The sequence below is a fragment of the Micromonospora narathiwatensis genome (assembly GCF_900089605.1).
Taxonomy (GTDB): domain Bacteria; phylum Actinomycetota; class Actinomycetes; order Mycobacteriales; family Micromonosporaceae; genus Micromonospora; species Micromonospora narathiwatensis.
Genome location: NZ_LT594324.1, coordinates 806,796 through 821,981, shown reverse-complemented (window position 1 = coordinate 821,981; position 15,186 = coordinate 806,796). Strand labels below are relative to the sequence as shown.

Genomic DNA, 15,186 nt, shown 5'->3' with positions numbered 1-15,186 from the left:
CACGGTCAACCGGTACGGATGGAGCTGGCCGGACGGCTCCGCGTGGACGGCTGCGGCGAGCTGTGGCCCTGCCGAACCGCGGCAATCCTACCGAGAGCGCGTCCCCGCATGTCACACCCGGCACCCGTGCGGCGCGCGGCGACGGGCCCGTGGGGAAGCTCGGCGCTCAGGCCGCGGCCCGGACCAGGTCCACGAAGTAGCGGTGCAGCCGCAGGTCACCGGTGAGTTCCGGGTGGAACGAGGTGGCCAACAGGTTGCCCTGCCGGACCGCGACGATCCGGTCGTCGGCGGGTCCGTCGGTGACCCGGCCGAGCACCTCGACGCCCCCGCCGACCCGCTCGACCCAGGGAGCCCGGATGAAGACGGCGTGGAACGGTGCGCCCTCGACCCCGGCGATCCGCACCGGCGCCTCGAACGAGTCGACCTGCCGGCCGAAGGCGTTGCGCCGTACGGTCATCTCGATGCCCTGGAAGCCGCGCTGGTCGGGGCGGCCGTCCAGCACCTCGGACGCCAGCATGATCATGCCGGCGCAGGACCCGTAGACCGGCAGGCCGGCGGCGATCCGCTTGTCGATCGGCTCGCGCATCTCGAAGATGTCGACCAGCTTGCTGATGGTGGTGGACTCCCCGCCGGGGATGACCAACCCGCCGACCGCGTCCAGCTCGGCCGGACGGCGGACCGGGCGAGCGTCCGCGCCCGCGCCGGCAAGGGCGGCGACGTGCTCGCGTACGTCCCCCTGGAGGGCGAGCACCCCGATGACGGGTGCGGTCACCTTGGCTCCTCTCGGTCGTCCGGGCGGGCCCCCGGTCCGGGGGCCCGCCCGGTTCACGTCACCAGCCGCGCTCGGCCAGGCGGTGCGGCTGCGGGATCTCGTCGACGTTGATGCCGACCATCGCCTCGCCCAGGCCCCGGGAGACCTTGGCCAGCACGTCGGGGTCGTCGTGGAAGGTGGTGGCCTTCACGATCGCGGCGGCGCGCTGGGCCGGGTTGCCGGACTTGAAGATGCCTGAACCGACGAAGACGCCCTCGGCGCCGAGCTGCATCATCATGGCGGCGTCGGCCGGGGTGGCGATGCCGCCCGCGGTGAACAGCACCACCGGCAGCTTCCCCGTCTCGGCGATCTCCTTGACCAGCTCGTACGGCGCCTGCAGCTCCTTGGCCGCGACGAACAGCTCGTCGGCCGGCAGCGACTGGAGCTTGCGGATCTCCTTGCGGATCTTGCGCATGTGGGTGGTGGCGTTGGAGACGTCACCGGTGCCGGCCTCGCCCTTCGAGCGGATCATGGCCGCGCCCTCGGTGATCCGGCGCAGCGCCTCGCCCAGGTTGGTCGCGCCGCAGACGAAGGGGACGGTGAACGCCCACTTGTCGATGTGGTTCTCGTAGTCGGCCGGGGTCAGCACCTCGGACTCGTCGACGTAGTCGACGCCGAGCGACTGGAGAACCTGCGCCTCGACGAAGTGGCCGATCCGGGCCTTGGCCATCACCGGGATCGAGACGGCGTTGATGATGCCGTCGATCATGTCCGGGTCGCTCATCCGGGACACGCCGCCCTGCGCGCGGATGTCGGCGGGCACCCGCTCCAGCGCCATCACGGCGACCGCGCCGGCGTCCTCGGCGATCTTGGCCTGCTCAGGGGTGACCACGTCCATGATCACGCCGCCCTTGAGCATCTCGGCCATGCCCCGCTTGACGCGGGCGGTGCCGACGACGGGAGTGGCGTTGGTGTTCGGGGAGGTGGATTCGGGCACGGGTCATCGCTCCTCGGGCATGCTCGGGGGGTGGCTGCGGAAATGCTACGACGGGGTCAACGCCGTGCCGACAGCCAATCAGACCCACGGTGGCCTGCTCTGTGGCCGGCATCACGACCGGTCGGGCCGGCCGCGCGCCGGGGCGGATCAGCCGGCGGGGACGTCCGCCGCGGTGCTGAGCGTGGGATCGTCGACGTCGAAGTAACGGGGCAGAACGTGCCGGCGTCCCATCCGCAACAGGCGTACCAGGGGGCGACGGCGGGCCGTCCGGGCATCCCGGACCAGATCGGTGTGCACCTGCCGGGCCAGCGCCAGCCGCCGGCTGGCCGCGATCACCGCCTCGCAGGACGGATCGTCCGGGTCCAGCTCGACCGCGCGCAGCTGGTGGGTGAGGTCGTTCTCGGCGGCCTCCCGCTCCTCCGGGGCGGCGTCCAGGGCGATCCGCGCGGCCGCGTACAACTCCACGCCGTACCGCTGCTCGGCCAGCACCGCGGCGGCCGCCGCGCGACGCAGCAGGTGGGCGTCGAGCGCCCGGGCCGCCGACTCCGCCCGGGTCTGCAACCGCTCGACCCGGTTGGCCGTCCAGAAGAGGTACGCCGTGACGAGCCCGACCACCGACACCGCGCCCGCCACCCACCACATGCCCGGCATCGTAGTGCTGCTCCGTTCCCGCCCGATCCGGGCCGGTCGTCGGCCGACCCACCGGTCACACCGGCCACCCGGCTCAGCCCAGCTCCACCCACTCCTGGTCCATGACCCGACCGTCGGTGGCCTCGATCGCCGCCGCGTACACCTCCAGCACCCGGCGGGCCACCACCGGCCAGTCGAAACCGGCCACCACCTGGTCGCCGCAGACGGTCAGCGCCGCCCGCCGGTCCGCGTCGTCGAGCAGCTCGGCCAGGGCGGTACGCAGGGCCGCCGCGTCGCCGGTCGGGAAGAGCCACCCGGCCCGCCCGCCGTCCAGCACCCGGCGGAAGGCGTCGAGGTCGCTGGCCACCACGGTGGTGCCGGCGGCGAGGGCCTCGGTGAGGATCATCCCGAAGGACTCCCCTCCGGTGTTGGGTGCGACGTACAGGTGCAGGCTGCGCAACATGCGAGGTTTGTCCGCCTCGGGGATCATGCCGAGAAAGGTGACCCGGTCCCGCAACCCGGCCGGGAACTGCCCGTACAGGTCGTCCCGGTCGCCCGGCCCGGCCACCAGCAGGCGCAGCCCCGGCCGGTGCGGGGCGAGCGCGACGAACGCGTCCCGCAGAATCGGGAAGCCCTTGCGGGGCTCGGTGAACCGGCCCAGGAATCCCACCGTCCCGCCGGTGCCCGGCGCGCACTCCCCCGGCCAGCCGGGCAGCGGCTCGACGCCCGCGAACTTCGCCACCGCGACCCCGTTGGGGATCTCCACCGCGCCGCCGTCCAGGTGCTCGACCTGCACCTTGCGGGCCAGCGCGCTGACCGCGATCCGGGCGGTGATCCGCTCCAGCACGATCCGGAGCATCCCCTGCGCCGCGGAGAGCACCCGGGAACGGGTCATCGCGGTGTGGAAGGTGGCCACCACCGGGCCACGGGCGCAGAGCACGGCCAGCATCGACAGGCTCGGCGTGAGCGGTTCGTGCACGTGCAGCACGTCGAAGTCGCCCCGGGTGATCCAGCGCCGCACCCGGGCGGTGGAGACCGGGCCGAAGGCGATCCGGGCCACCGAGCCGTTGTACGGCAGCGGCACCGCCCGCCCGGCGGCCACCACGTACGGGGGCAGCGGCGAGTCCTCGTCGGCGGGGGCGAGCACGCTCACCTGGTGGCCCAGCCCGATCAACGCCTCGGCCAGGTCCATGACGTGGTTCTGCACCCCGCCCGGGACGTCGAAGGAGTACGGGCACACGATGCCGATCCGCATGTCAGTGCCCCTCGTTCGTGACTGCGGGGCTCCGCCGCGCCGCACTCCTCGCGCTCACCGCGGCCCCCTCCTCAGATCGTCCCGGTGGCGGCCGGCGGCTGCGGCGTGGCGCCCGGGCCGTCGGTCCGCTGGTCCAGCCACATCCGCTGCAACATGTGCCAGTCCTGCGGGTGGCGGGCGATGCCCGCCGCCAGACCGTCGGCGATCCGCTGGGTGAGCACGCGTACCCGGAAATCCAGCGAGCCGCTGCTCGGGCCGGGCAGTTCCAGCGGGCCGTCGAGGGCGGCGCGGGCGATGTCCGACTCGTACCACATCGTGGTGACGTAGAGGGGTGCGCCGGTCCGGATCGCCAGCAGCGCCGGGCCGGCCGGCATCCGGGTCCGGCCGCCGAAGAAGTCCACCTCCACGCCGCGGGCGGAGAGGTCCCGGTCGGCGAGCAGCGGCACCACCGTACCGGCCTGGAGCCGGTCGACCAGCACCTCGAACGCCGGGCGCTCGCCGCCGTGGGTGGGCAGGATCTCCATGCCCAGGCCCTGCCGGAAGGCGAGGAAACGCTCGTAGACGGCCTCCGGCTTGAGCCGCTCGGCGACCGTGGTGATCGGCCAGCCGGTGGCCGCCACCCAGGCGCCGGCTGCGTCCCAGTTGCCGCCGTGCGGCAGTGCGATCACCGCGCCCCGGCCGGACTCCACGTCGGCGCCGAGCTTGTCCGCGCCGTCGAGGCGGAACCCGGCGAGGATCTCCTGACGGCTCAGCGACGGCAGCCGGAACGCCTCCATCCAGTACCGGGCGTACGACCGCAGGCCGGCCCGGACCAGCTCGTCCAGCTCCGCCTCGGGCAGCTCCGGGCCGACCACCCGGCGCAGGTTGGCCCGGAGTCGCGTCGTACCCCGACCGCCCCGGCGGTACGCGCGGTCGGCGCCCGCCCGGAAGGCGGCGGCGACCACCGGCCGGGGCAGCGTGCGGGCCAACCGCCAGCCGGCGACGTAGCCCAGCTCGGTGAGGTTCACTCGTGGCCGGCCTGCTGCGCCTGCCGGTACACGTGGGCCATGCGCTGCCCGACCGTGAAGATCGAGACGGCGGCGAGCAGCCAGAGCGCGATCGGCAGCGCCAGTTTGACGCCGAGGCCGGTGAGCAGGCCGCCCACCCCGACGATCAGCAGCCGCTCGGTGCGCTCGGCGACGCCCACGTTGGCGGTCATCCCGAGCCCCTCGGCGCGGGCCTTGACGTAGGAGACCAGCCCGCCGGCGGCCAGGCAGAGCAGCGCCGCGGCCACCCCCGCGTACTGGTGCTGGGTGGCCAGCCAGTACGCGACCGCGCCGAAGACGGCGCTGTCGGCGATCCGGTCCATGCTCGAATCGAGGAAGGCCCCGAACCGGGTGGAACCTCCGCTCATCCGGGCCATCGTGCCGTCGAGCAGGTCGGTGAGCGCGAAGACCGTGACGATCAGCGCACCGGCGACCAGATGGCCGCGGGCGCCGAAGCCGAGCGCGCCGACGAGCACGCCGACGGTGCCGGTCACGGTGACCGCGTTGGGGGACACTCCGGCGCGGAGCAGACCGCGCGCGACCGGCTCCACGACGCGGGTCATGCCCGCTCGGGCCGTCACTTGGAAGATCTTCGCCATGGCGGTCCCACGATAACGGCCGGAAGCGGCCGGCGGCACGGCTGGTCGGTCCGAAGGTCCGACGGCCCTTGTGCGGGGTCGGCAACGGGTGTGAGATCGAGCGTGGGAGGTGAGCCAGCTCACCGAACCACCCGTCCGAGAACCCGTCGTCCAGGAGAGCACCGGAGGATATCGCCGCGGCACCCGCCCGGGCCCGCTTCCCCGTCGCGCGCGGCGGTCGCCACCACACCGGCTGAGGGAGGTGCGCCGCGATGGCGCAGAAAAATCAGGAGAAGGGTGTCACCGGCGGCGCGCCGGTGGTGACCGAGCCCGGCAGGGTTCGCAACGTGGTGCTGGTCGGCCACTCCGGGGCGGGCAAGACCACCCTGGTCGAGGCGTTGCTGGCGGCCAGCGGCACGATCGGCCGCGCCGGCACCGTCACCGACGGCACCACGGTCTGCGACCACGACCCCGCCGCCGTACGCCAGCAGCGTTCGGTGAGCCTCTGCTGTGCCCCGCTGCTGCACCGCGACGTCAAGGTGAACCTCCTGGACACCCCCGGCTACGGCGACTTCGTCGGCGAGCTGCGCGCCGGTCTGCGGGCCGCCGACGCGGCGCTGTTCGTGGTCTCGGCCGTCGACGGGATGGACGCCGCGACCGCCGCGCTCTGGGAGGAGTGCGCCGCGGTCGACATGCCGCGCGCGGTCGCGGTGGCCCGGCTGGACCACCCACGCGCCGACTTCGACGAGGCGGTGGCGCTCTGCCAGCGGGTCTTCGGCGACAACGTGCTTCCGCTCTACCTCCCCATGCTCGGCGACGACGGCGTGTCGGTCGCCGGCCTGATGGGGCTGATCACCCGCCGGGTCTTCGACTACTCGGCCGGGCTGCCCGCGGCGGTGCGGGAGCCGGACCCCGAGCACCTGCCCGCGATCGTGGAGGCGCGCAACGAGCTGATCGAGGGGATCATCGCGGAGAGCGAGGACGAGACCCTGCTGGACCGCTACCTCGGCGGCGAGGAGATCGACACCGAGGTGCTCGTCACCGACCTGGAGACGGCGGTGGCCCGGGGCCACTTCTACCCGGTGGTGCCGGTCTGCGCGGAGACCGGGGTCGGCCTGGACGTGCTGCTCGACGGCCTGGTGGCGGCGTTTCCGTCGCCGCTGGAGCACGACCTGCCGGCGGTCACCGGGGTGGACGGCTCGCCCCGGCCTCCGCTGGGCTGCGACCCGGACGGCCCGCTGGTCGCCGAGGTGGTCAAGACGACCGTCGACCGGCACGTCGGGCGGGTGTCCCTGGTCCGGGTCTTCTCCGGCACCCTCCGCCCCGACCAGGTGATCCACGTGTCCGGGCACGGCATGACCGAGCGGGGCCACGCCGACCACGACGCCGACGAGCGGGTCGGCCACCTCTACAGCCCGCTCGGCGCGACGCTGCGTGAGGTGGCCGCCGCCGTCGCCGGGGACATCTGCGCGATCACCAAGTCGGGCAGCGCGGAGACCGGCGACACCATCTCCGCCAAGGAGGAGCCGCTGCTCATCGCCCCGTGGGAGATGCCGGAGCCGCTGCTGCCGGTGGCGATCGTGGCGAAGAGCCGGGCCGACGAGGACACTCTGGCCCGCAACCTGGCCCGGCTGGTGGCCGGCGACCCGACGCTGCGGCTGGAGCGCAACGCCGAGACCCATCAGCTGGTGCTCTGGTGCATGGGCGAGGCGCACGCCGACGTGGTGCTCGACCGGCTGCGCGCCGGCGGGGTGGAGCTGGAGACCGAGCCGGTCCGGGTGGCGCTGCGCGAGACGTTCACCGTCGGAGCGAAGGGGCACGGCCGGCACGTCAAGCAGTCCGGCGGCCACGGCCAGTACGCGGTCTGCGACGTCGACGTGGAGCCGCTGCCCCGCGGCGCCGGCTTCGAGTTCGTCGACAAGGTGGTCGGCGGCGCGGTGCCGCACAACTACATCCCGTCGGTGGAGAAGGGCGTGCGGGCGCAGATGGAACGCGGCCTGGTCGCCGGTTCCCCGGTGGTGGACCTGCGGGTGACCCTCTTCGACGGCAAGGCGCACAGCGTCGACTCCTCCGACGCGGCGTTCCAGACCGCGGGGGCCCTCGCGCTGCGGGACGCCGCCGAGAAGGGCCAGCCGACGCTGCTGGAGCCGGTCGACGAGGTGACCATCCGGGTGCCCGACCCGTCGGTGGGCGCGGTGATGGGCGACCTCTCCGGCCGGCGCGGGCGGGTGCTCGGCACCGAGCCCGACCCGGACGCCGAGGGGCGCACCCTGGTCCGCGCCGAGGTGCCCGCCACCGAGCTGCTCCGGTACGCGGTCGAGCTGCGCTCGATGACCGCCGGCACCGGCACCTTCCGCCGCGAGTTCGCCCGGTACGAACCCATGCCCGCCCACCTCGCCGAGCAGGTCCGCAAGGAGCACGCCGCCCGTTCCTGACCCGTACCGCCGCCCGCGCCCGGGCACGCCCGCGGAACTCCTGGTCGGGGGCGGCCCGGCGGGCGGGGCGGTCAGGGGCGCGCGGCGGGGACCGGGGGCATCGGCCAGTGCGGCCGGTCGGCGTCCCGGAGAGCCGCCGTACGCAGGGCCGCGAGCCGGAGTTCCACCTCGGCGAACTGGTCCGGGGCGAGCGGCCCCCGGCGCAGCGCCGCGGCGTTCTCCTCCATCTGAGCGACCGTCCGCGCGCCGGGGACCGGGACGGTACGGCCGCTGCGCGCCCAGATCCAGCCGAGCGCACCCTGGGCCAGGGTCCGGCCGTCGGCGGTCAGCGCGCCGCGTACGGCGGCCACCCGGCGCAGCCACTCCGGCGCGGGCCGGCCGCCACGGAACCACTCCAACCAGTTCGGGGCGGTCCCGCGTACGTCGTCACGGGGCAGCGTCGACGCCGGGGTGTACTTGCCGGTGAGCAGCCCCATCGCGAGCGGCCCCCGGACGACGCTGGCCAGGTCGTGCTTGTCGCAGGCCACGAGCAGCGTCGGGGCGTCCCGGAGCACCGACAGGCCGTGCTGCACGGCGGTGGCGTGCCGGGCCACCTGGGCGAACGCGCCCGCCCGGTCGGCCCGGTCGGTGCTCCAGCCGTACGCCCGGACGAGGCCGTCGGCGACCAGGTCCTCCAGGGTGCCGACCAGCGCCTCGGCCCGGGGCAGCGGCAGGTCGCCGAGGTGCAGCTGATAGAGGTCGATCCGGTCGGTGTCCAGCCGGCGCAGCGAGGCGACGACCGCCCGCCGCAGGTACCCGGGCGACGGGTCCTCGCCGGTGACCTGCCGGGTCCCCTCGTCGAAGGTGTAGCCCCACTTGGTGGCGATCACCGCCTCGTCGCGGCGGCCGGCGAGCGCCCGGCCGAGGATCCGCTCGCCGTGACCGGCCCCGTACGTGTCGGCGGTGTCGAAGAACGTCACCCCGAGGTCGAGCGCGCGGCGGACCGTCCGGACGGACTCGTCGTCGTCCACCGCGCCCCAGCCCAGCGGTCGCACACCCTCCGTCCACGGGCCGCCGATCGCCCAGCACCCCATCCCGAGGGCGCTGACCTCGATGCCGCTGCGGCCCAACGTCCGCGTGCTGACTGCCACCGCCGCATCGTGCCACCCGCCCGGCCGCCGCGGGTGAGAAAATCACCCACAGCGATCGGGCGGCCACGGTGGACGGTCAGCGGGGCACGGCGTACGCCAGCAGGACCGGGGCGGGCTGCCCGGCCCAGGCGCCGGTCAGGCAGGCGTCGGACGGGACCTCGGCGGGGACCGGCCGCCGGACGACGGCCAGCTCGACCGGATCGGCCCGGATCAGCGTCGGCTCGCCGTCGACCACCTCGCGGGGCGCGCCGACCGCCGGCAGTTCGGCCCCGTCGACGCGGCTGCCGGTGAGGGTCATGCTGGGCGCGCGCACGTCCCGCCGACCGTCCACCTCGAAATACTCCTCCGCCTGGCCCGCGCCGGCGAGGACGGCCGCGGCCAGGGCGGGCGGGTAGACCGGGTCGGCGCAGGCGTCGTACACCCAGCGTGGGCCGAGCACGGAGTGCTCGGTGGTGCCGACCAGCCAGCCGTCGGCGCCGGCCAGCGGGGCGCCCCGGTAGGCGAGCGGCACCTGCAGGACCGGCCCGTCCCCGGCCCGGACGAGCAGGGTCTCGATCCCGACCTCGCCGGCCGGGTCGTCGAAGCGGTACGCCCCGACCCGGGTGACGGCGGCACCCACCGTCCCGGCGAACCAGGGACGGCCGGGCAGCCAGGCGGCGAGCAGGTCGAGCTTCGAGGGGCGCAGTTCCGCGCGGTGCAGCAGAGCCATGCGGAGGATCGTACTGTCGATGGGGATGCTCCGGGCTTTGCCGATCTTGGCGGCGAGACACCACCGCGACCTGGAGGAACGATGGGCCCCACGGCGGACGGGATCGAGCGGGCGAGCGAGGCGCGGCCGGTGCCGCGCTGGGTGGCGCCCATCTTCGTGGTGCTGGCCCTGCTCACCCTGCCGTGGATCGGCTATCTCGCGCTGACCCTGCCCCGGCACGCCGTGACGACGCACTACCGGGCCGCCTGGGTCGGGTTCGACCTGGGGCTGGCGGCGCTGCTCTCGCTGACCGCCTGGCACGCGTACCGGGGCAACCGGCAGGTGGTGCTGGCCGCCACCGGCACCGCGACCATGCTGGTGGTGGACGCCTGGTTCGACGTGACGACCACCGTGGCCGGGCCCGACCTGGTGATGTCGGTGCTGCTGGCCGCGCTGGTCGAACTGCCGCTCGCCGGGGTCTGTCTCTGGATCGCCCGGCACGCCGACCGGATGGTCGAGCGGCGGCTGCGCCAGCTCGCCCTCCGCGCCGAACCTGCCACCGACCCTGCCGAGGCGGCCCGGCGGAGCGGTCCCACCACGCACCGGCGGCCGGACCGCCGCCGGGGCAGGGCGCACTGACGCTGGGGCCGAGCACGCTGACGCCACCGGGACCGCGCACCGACCGGGGACGCCGACCGGGACGGCCGCCGTCAGCCGAACCGACCGGGCCGGATCAGGCCGGCCAGGCCTTGGCCAGCAGGTCCCGGGTGTCGGCGAGCAACTGCGGCAGCACCTTCGTCCGGCCGATGACCGGCATGAAGTTGGCGTCGCCGCCCCACCTGGGGACCACGTGCTGGTGCAGGTGGGCGGCGATGCCGGCGCCGGCCACGCCGCCCTGGTTCATGCCCAGGTTGAAGCCGTGCGCGTTGGAGACGTGGCGGACCACCCGCATGGCGTCCTTGGTGAACGCGGCCAGCTCGGCGGTCTCCGGCGCGTCCAGCTCGGTGTAGTCGGCGACGTGCCGGTACGGGCAGACCAGCAGGTGCCCCGGGTTGTACGGGTAGAGGTTGAGCACCGCGAAGACGTGCTCGCCCCGGGCGACGACCAGGCTCTCGTCCGGAGGCAGGCCGGGGGCCAGGCAGAACGGGCAACCGGCGGGCTTCTCGTAGCCGCCCGCGGGCCGGTCCTCGCCGGAGATGTAGGTCATCCGGTGCGGCGTCCAGAGCCGTTCCAGCCCGTCCGCCAGACCGTTGTCGGTGCCGCTGTCGAAGTGCCGATCCGCCCCAGTCACATCGCCGATCCTACGGTCACCGCGCCTCGACGAGCCGGGGTGCCTGGTGGGGGTTCGATGCGTACCGGGCACCGGACACGGCGAACGGCGGTACCCCGACGCCGGGGCACCGCCGTTCGCGGCACGTCACGCCCGGCCACGGCCGGGCCGGGGCTCAGCTCTCCGCCGAGGGCCCCGAGTTGGTCCGGGAGTTGACCACGTCGAGCACGTGGGCGACCGCCTCGGCCACCGGTACGCCGTTGCGCTGCGACCCGTCCCGGTAGCGGAAGGACACCGTGCCGGCGGCCACGTCGTCGTCACCGGCGATCACCATGAACGGGATCTTCTGCTGCTGGGCGTTGCGGATCTTCTTCTGCATCCGCTCGTCGCCCGCGTCGACCTCGGCCCGGATCCCCTCGACCCGCAGCGCCGCGACGAACTCCTGGAGGTAGTCGGTGTGGTCCTCGCGGATCGGGATGCCGACCACCTGCACCGGGGCGAGCCACGCCGGGAACGCCCCGGCGTAGTGCTCGGTGAGCACGCCGATGAAGCGCTCGATCGACCCGAACTTGGCACAGTGGATCATGACGGGCTGCTGCCGGCTGCCGTCGGCCGCCTGGTACTCCAGCCCGAAGCCCTTCGGCTGGTTGAAGTCGTACTGGATCGTCGACATCTGCCAGGTACGGCCGATGGCGTCCTTGGCCTGCACCGAGATCTTCGGGCCGTAGAAGGCCGCGCCGCCCGGATCCGGCACCAGGTCGAGCCCGGTCTCCCGGGCGCACTCCTCCAGCACCGCGGTCGCGGTCGCCCAGTCCTCGTCCGAGCCGACGAACTTGTCCGGCCGGGACTCGTCGCGGGTCGACAGCTCCAGGTAGAAGTCGTCGATGCCGAAGTCCCGAAGCAGGCTGAGCACGAAGCCCAGCAGGTGCTTGACCTCGCCCGGCGCCTGCTCCCTCGTGCAGTAGGAGTGCGAGTCGTCCTGGGTGAAGCCGCGCACCCGGGTCAGGCCGTGGATGACGCCCGACTTCTCGTACCGGTACACCGACCCGAACTCGAACAGCCGCATCGGCAGCTCACGGTAGGACCGCCCGCGCGACCTGTAGATCAGGTTGTGCATCGGGCAGTTCATCGCCTTGAGGTAGTAGTCGCTGCCCTCCATCTCCATCGGAGGGAACATCGTGTCCTTGTAGTAGGGCAGGTGGCCCGAGGTGTGGAAGAGACCTTCCTTCGAGATGTGCGGGGTCCCGACGTACTGGAAGCCCTCCTCGATGTGGCGGGTGCGGACGTAGTCCTCCATCACCCGCTTGAGCACGCCGCCCTTGGGGTGGAAGACCGCCAGGCCCGAGCCGATCTCGTCGGGGAAGCTGAACAGGTCGAGGTCCGCGCCGAGCTTGCGGTGGTCGCGCCGGGCCGCCTCCTCCAACAGCCTCAGGTACGCCTTCAGCTCGTCCCGGGTCGGCCACGCGGTGCCGTACACCCGCTGGAGCTGCGGGTTCTTCTCCGACCCCCGCCAGTACGCGGCGGCCGAGCGCATCAGCTTGAACGCGCCGATCAGCCGGGTGTTCGGCAGGTGCGGGCCGCGGCACAGGTCCGACCAGCAGACCTTGTCCTCGTTCGCGGCGAGGTTGTCGTAGATGGTCAGCTCGCCGCCGCCCACCTCCATCACCTCGGAGGAGTCCAGCCCCTCCCCCTTGACCTCGATCAGCTCCAGCTTGAACGGCTCGGCGGCCAACTCGCCCCGCGCCTCGTCCAGGCTGCTGAACCGCCGGCGGCGGAACCGCTGGCCGGACTTGACGATCTCCTGCATCCGCTTCTCGAGCTTCGCCAGGTCGTCCGGCTGGAACGGCTTGTCGACCTGGAAGTCGTAGTAGAAGCCGTTCTCGATCGGCGGGCCGATGCCGAGCTTCGCCTCGGGGAAGACGTCCTGCACGGCCTGGGCGAGCACGTGCGCGGTGGAGTGCCGCAGCACGTTCAGCCCGTCCGGCGAGTCGAGGGCGACGGGCTCGACCGTGGTCTCCTCGGCCGGCTTCCAGTCCAGGTCGCGCAGCTGGCCCTGCGGGTCGCGGACCACCACGACGGCCTTCGGGCCGCTGGTGGGCAGCCCGGCCGCGGCCACCGCGTCGGCCGCCGTGGTCCCGGCGGCGACGACGACGGGGTCGGCCACGACGGGGGTACGGGGTGCGGACACGGTGACTCCTGTCGTCGATGGGGCTCGGATCTGCCGGTTGCCGGCCCCTGCGATGCTATCGGTCCCCCTTTCCGCACCGTCGGCGACGCCGTGGTGTCCCGAACGATGGCCGGAACGAGTTCGCCCACGCGTTGAACCTTTCCGCCGCCCGGGCCGAACTACCCGGTACGGCCGGAGCCGGTGCCGGCCGCGTCGAGACGGATGGGGACGACCATGAGGATGACCCGTCGGGGCCGGTGTCGGGCGGCGACCCTGCTGGCCGTCGTACTGACCGTCGTCGTGGCCGGAACGCCGGGCTGGCCCGGCACCGCGACCGCAGCCGCCACCCGAATCGAAACCGCTACCGGAACCGCGACCGAGGCCGGGACCGCCGCCTCTGCCGGGGTGACGATCACGACCGTTCCGGCCGAGGTGCGCCAGGGGGACGCGGTCGAGGTGACCGTCGTGCTGCCCGAGGAGCGGGCCGGCAGCCGGACCACCCGGATCGAGCTGAGAATGCCGGTGGACGCCCCCGTCGGCGAGGTCTACCCCCTGTCGGTGCCGGGCTGGGCGCCGCGGATCACCACCCGTACCCTCGACCGGCCGGTCGCCGGCATCCACGCCCCCGAGCTGAACCAGGTGACCGACGCGGTGACCTGGATCCGGATGCCCGGAGCGGCCACCGGCCCCACCCGACTGCGGCTCGGCATGGGCCCGATGCCGGCGGTCGACCGGCTGGCCTTCCAGGTGGTCCGGACGTACGCCGACGGCACGGTGATCCGGTGGGCGGACCCGCCGGGCGGGGCGCACCCCGCGCCGACCGTGACCCTGCTGCCGGCCCTGCCCCGCACCGGCGGGCACGCCGGCCACGGCGGGTCCGCCGTCCGCCCGGCAGCCCCGGGGCCGGCCGTGGCCGCGCCGGCCGCCAACCAGGACGGTCCGAGCGCCGACCTGCTGCTCGGTGCCGGGCTGCTCGCCGGGCTGGGCGCCGGGGCGGTGCTCGGCTGGCTGCTCAGCCGCCGCCGACGCGGCCCGCTGGCGCTCGCCCCGGACGCGACACTCGACGTGCGGCCGGCTCCGGGCGAAACCGGCGAGCCCGTCCTCTCGGGCCGGCACGCCCCCGCCACCCCGACGAGCTGACGCCGACCACCCCGACGCGCCGCGAGGCAGCACCTTCCCCGAAAGCGGCCCATCCCGGCATCGCGAAGCAGCACTTTCGCCGACACTGCGCGAGCCGCGAGCCGCGAGCCGGGGGCGCGGACGCGGGGAGTCAGGGGTGGGCGGGGAGCCAGGTCGGCAGCGGCTCGCGGGCGGCGAGCCAGCCGTCGGGCACGCCGCCCGGCGTGCCGACCCCGGTGTACGCGGCGACCACCCCGCCGACGATGGCCGCAGTGGTGTCCACGTCCCCGCCCGCCTCGACGCAGACGCGGATCGCGGCCGGGTAGTCGTCGAGGTGGGTGGCGGCGACCCAGAGCGTGAACGGGACGGTGTCCTGCGCGGTGACCCGGGAGCCGTTGCCGAGCGCGTCGGCGGCCACGCCCGCCGAGTGACCGAGCAACGCGACCGCCCGGCGTACGCCCCGGTGCAGCTCGCCGCCCGGGTCCAGGGCGCCGGCCACCGCGCCGAGCAGCCGGGCCGGCTCGGGTCGGTCCCCGTCCAGCCGGGCCCGGGCGGCCAGCGAGGCGGCGACCGTCACCGCGACCGCGCCGGCGATTCCCTCCGGGTGGGCGTGGGTCACCTCGGCGGAGGCGCGGGCCTGATCGGCGGCGCGCCGGGTCGAGTCGGCGTACCAGGCGCCGAGCGGGGCGACCCGCATCGCGGCGCCGTTGCCGCAGGAGCCCTGCCCGTCGAACGCGGACGCGGCGGCCACCGGCCACGGCGTCCCGGCGCGGATCAGCTCCAGCAGCTCGACGGCGCCCGCGCCGTAGCGGCGGGCCGGGTCGTAGCGCTCGGCGAAGGCGCTGGCCAGGCTGTCGCGATCGATCTCCCCGGCCTCGGTCAGGACGGTCACGACCGAGCAGGCCATCTCGGTGTCGTCACTCCACGCCCACGGGCCGGGAGGCAGGTCATCGTGCCACGGCGCGGTCGGCCGGCCGGGGACGAAGAACATCGCGCCGAGAGCGTCACCGACCGAGAGGCCGGCGAGGGCGTCCCGGGCGAGCGCCAGGCGGGTGTCGGGGAACAGGGTGAACGTCATCGTCGTCCCAGCTTGCCCGGTTCCCTCAACTGCCGCAACGCGATCAACTTGCCACGCCGAGTA

General features: G+C 74.2%; 14 protein-coding genes. 3 read left to right on the top strand and 11 right to left on the bottom strand.

Annotation, left to right across the window (positions count from 1 at the left end; all coding sequences use genetic code 11):
• Nucleotides 1–166: 166 nt before the first annotated feature.
• From pdxT to pgsA, 6 genes are all read right to left on the bottom strand, one after another.
• Nucleotides 167–772 carry a pyridoxal 5'-phosphate synthase glutaminase subunit PdxT gene (pdxT, locus tag GA0070621_RS03735; protein WP_091191598.1) on the bottom strand — a complete coding sequence of 202 codons (606 nt, stop codon included), beginning with the start codon at nucleotides 770–772 and terminating at the stop codon, nucleotides 167–169.
• A gap of 58 nt (nucleotides 773–830) precedes the next feature.
• Nucleotides 831–1,748, bottom strand: a complete 918-nt coding sequence (pdxS, locus tag GA0070621_RS03730) for a pyridoxal 5'-phosphate synthase lyase subunit PdxS (RefSeq protein WP_091191595.1) — start codon at nucleotides 1,746–1,748, stop codon at nucleotides 831–833.
• Between the two features lie 147 nt (nucleotides 1,749–1,895).
• Nucleotides 1,896–2,399 (bottom strand): hypothetical protein, encoded by a 504-nt coding sequence (locus GA0070621_RS03725; protein ID WP_091191594.1) that lies wholly within the window; start codon nucleotides 2,397–2,399, stop codon nucleotides 1,896–1,898.
• Nucleotides 2,400–2,472: 73 nt separating this feature from the next.
• A complete protein-coding gene (locus GA0070621_RS03720) occupies nucleotides 2,473–3,633 on the bottom strand; it encodes a glycosyltransferase family 4 protein (RefSeq protein WP_091191592.1) in 1,161 nt (386 codons plus the stop codon).
• 71 nt (nucleotides 3,634–3,704) lie between these two features.
• Nucleotides 3,705–4,640 (bottom strand): phosphatidylinositol mannoside acyltransferase, encoded by a 936-nt coding sequence (locus GA0070621_RS03715; protein ID WP_091191590.1) that lies wholly within the window; start codon nucleotides 4,638–4,640, stop codon nucleotides 3,705–3,707.
• The gene (gene pgsA / locus GA0070621_RS03710; protein WP_091191589.1) at nucleotides 4,637–5,257 is read right to left on the bottom strand and encodes a phosphatidylinositol phosphate synthase; all 621 of its coding nucleotides are present in this window, start codon (nucleotides 5,255–5,257) and stop codon (nucleotides 4,637–4,639) included. Before pgsA ends, GA0070621_RS03715 begins: the two co-directional genes overlap by 4 nt.
• 251 nt (nucleotides 5,258–5,508) lie before the next feature.
• Between pgsA and GA0070621_RS03705 the strand changes: the two genes are divergently transcribed.
• A complete protein-coding gene (locus tag GA0070621_RS03705) occupies nucleotides 5,509–7,671 on the top strand; it encodes an elongation factor G-like protein EF-G2 (protein ID WP_091191587.1) in 2,163 nt (720 codons plus the stop codon).
• Between the two features lie 71 nt (nucleotides 7,672–7,742).
• Here the strand turns inward: GA0070621_RS03705 and GA0070621_RS03700 are convergent, their stop codons facing one another.
• Nucleotides 7,743–8,801 carry an aldo/keto reductase gene (locus GA0070621_RS03700; RefSeq protein ID WP_091191586.1) on the bottom strand — a complete coding sequence of 353 codons (1,059 nt, stop codon included), beginning with the start codon at nucleotides 8,799–8,801 and terminating at the stop codon, nucleotides 7,743–7,745.
• Between the two features lie 76 nt (nucleotides 8,802–8,877).
• Nucleotides 8,878–9,510, bottom strand: a complete 633-nt coding sequence (locus GA0070621_RS03695) for a CG0192-related protein (protein WP_091191584.1) — start codon at nucleotides 9,508–9,510, stop codon at nucleotides 8,878–8,880.
• 81 nt (nucleotides 9,511–9,591) lie between these two features.
• Here GA0070621_RS03695 and GA0070621_RS29770 point away from each other — a divergent pair, with 81 nt between their 5' ends.
• On the top strand, nucleotides 9,592–10,128 hold the full coding sequence (locus tag GA0070621_RS29770; RefSeq protein WP_167666559.1) for a hypothetical protein: 537 nt from the start codon (nucleotides 9,592–9,594) through the stop codon (nucleotides 10,126–10,128).
• A gap of 94 nt (nucleotides 10,129–10,222) precedes the next feature.
• Here the strand turns inward: GA0070621_RS29770 and GA0070621_RS03685 are convergent, their stop codons facing one another.
• Complete coding sequence (locus tag GA0070621_RS03685) at nucleotides 10,223–10,780, bottom strand: HIT family protein (protein WP_091191582.1); 558 nt, start codon at nucleotides 10,778–10,780, stop codon at nucleotides 10,223–10,225.
• A 154-nt stretch (nucleotides 10,781–10,934) separates the two neighbouring features.
• Nucleotides 10,935–12,947 carry a threonine--tRNA ligase gene (gene thrS, locus GA0070621_RS03680; protein ID WP_091191581.1) on the bottom strand — a complete coding sequence of 671 codons (2,013 nt, stop codon included), beginning with the start codon at nucleotides 12,945–12,947 and terminating at the stop codon, nucleotides 10,935–10,937.
• 213 nt (nucleotides 12,948–13,160) lie between these two features.
• Between thrS and GA0070621_RS03675 the strand changes: the two genes are divergently transcribed.
• Nucleotides 13,161–14,066, top strand: coding sequence for a DUF1775 domain-containing protein (locus tag GA0070621_RS03675; RefSeq protein ID WP_091191579.1), 906 nt, complete (start codon nucleotides 13,161–13,163; stop codon nucleotides 14,064–14,066).
• Nucleotides 14,067–14,196: 130 nt separating this feature from the next.
• Here GA0070621_RS03675 and GA0070621_RS03670 read toward each other — a convergent pair whose 3' ends face one another.
• Complete coding sequence (locus tag GA0070621_RS03670; RefSeq protein WP_091191578.1) at nucleotides 14,197–15,123, bottom strand: ADP-ribosylglycohydrolase family protein; 927 nt, start codon at nucleotides 15,121–15,123, stop codon at nucleotides 14,197–14,199.
• Nucleotides 15,124–15,186: the final 63 nt, after the last annotated feature.

Bases quoted from the DNA above. Each gene is read 5' to 3' on its own strand.
- GA0070621_RS03725 (WP_091191594.1), bottom strand. From the start codon at position 2,399: ATGCCGGGCATGTGGTGGGTGGCGGGCGCGGTGTCGGTGGTCGGGCTC.
- GA0070621_RS03720 (WP_091191592.1), bottom strand. From the start codon at position 3,633: ATGCGGATCGGCATCGTGTGCCCGTACTCCTTCGACGTCCCGGGCGGG.
- pgsA (WP_091191589.1), bottom strand. From the start codon at position 5,257: ATGGCGAAGATCTTCCAAGTGACGGCCCGAGCGGGCATGACCCGCGTC.
- GA0070621_RS03705 (WP_091191587.1), top strand. From the start codon at position 5,509: ATGGCGCAGAAAAATCAGGAGAAGGGTGTCACCGGCGGCGCGCCGGTG.
- GA0070621_RS03695 (WP_091191584.1), bottom strand. From the start codon at position 9,510: ATGGCTCTGCTGCACCGCGCGGAACTGCGCCCCTCGAAGCTCGACCTG.
- GA0070621_RS29770 (WP_167666559.1), top strand. From the start codon at position 9,592: ATGGGCCCCACGGCGGACGGGATCGAGCGGGCGAGCGAGGCGCGGCCG.
- GA0070621_RS03675 (WP_091191579.1), top strand. From the start codon at position 13,161: ATGAGGATGACCCGTCGGGGCCGGTGTCGGGCGGCGACCCTGCTGGCC.
- GA0070621_RS03670 (WP_091191578.1), bottom strand. From the start codon at position 15,123: ATGACGTTCACCCTGTTCCCCGACACCCGCCTGGCGCTCGCCCGGGAC.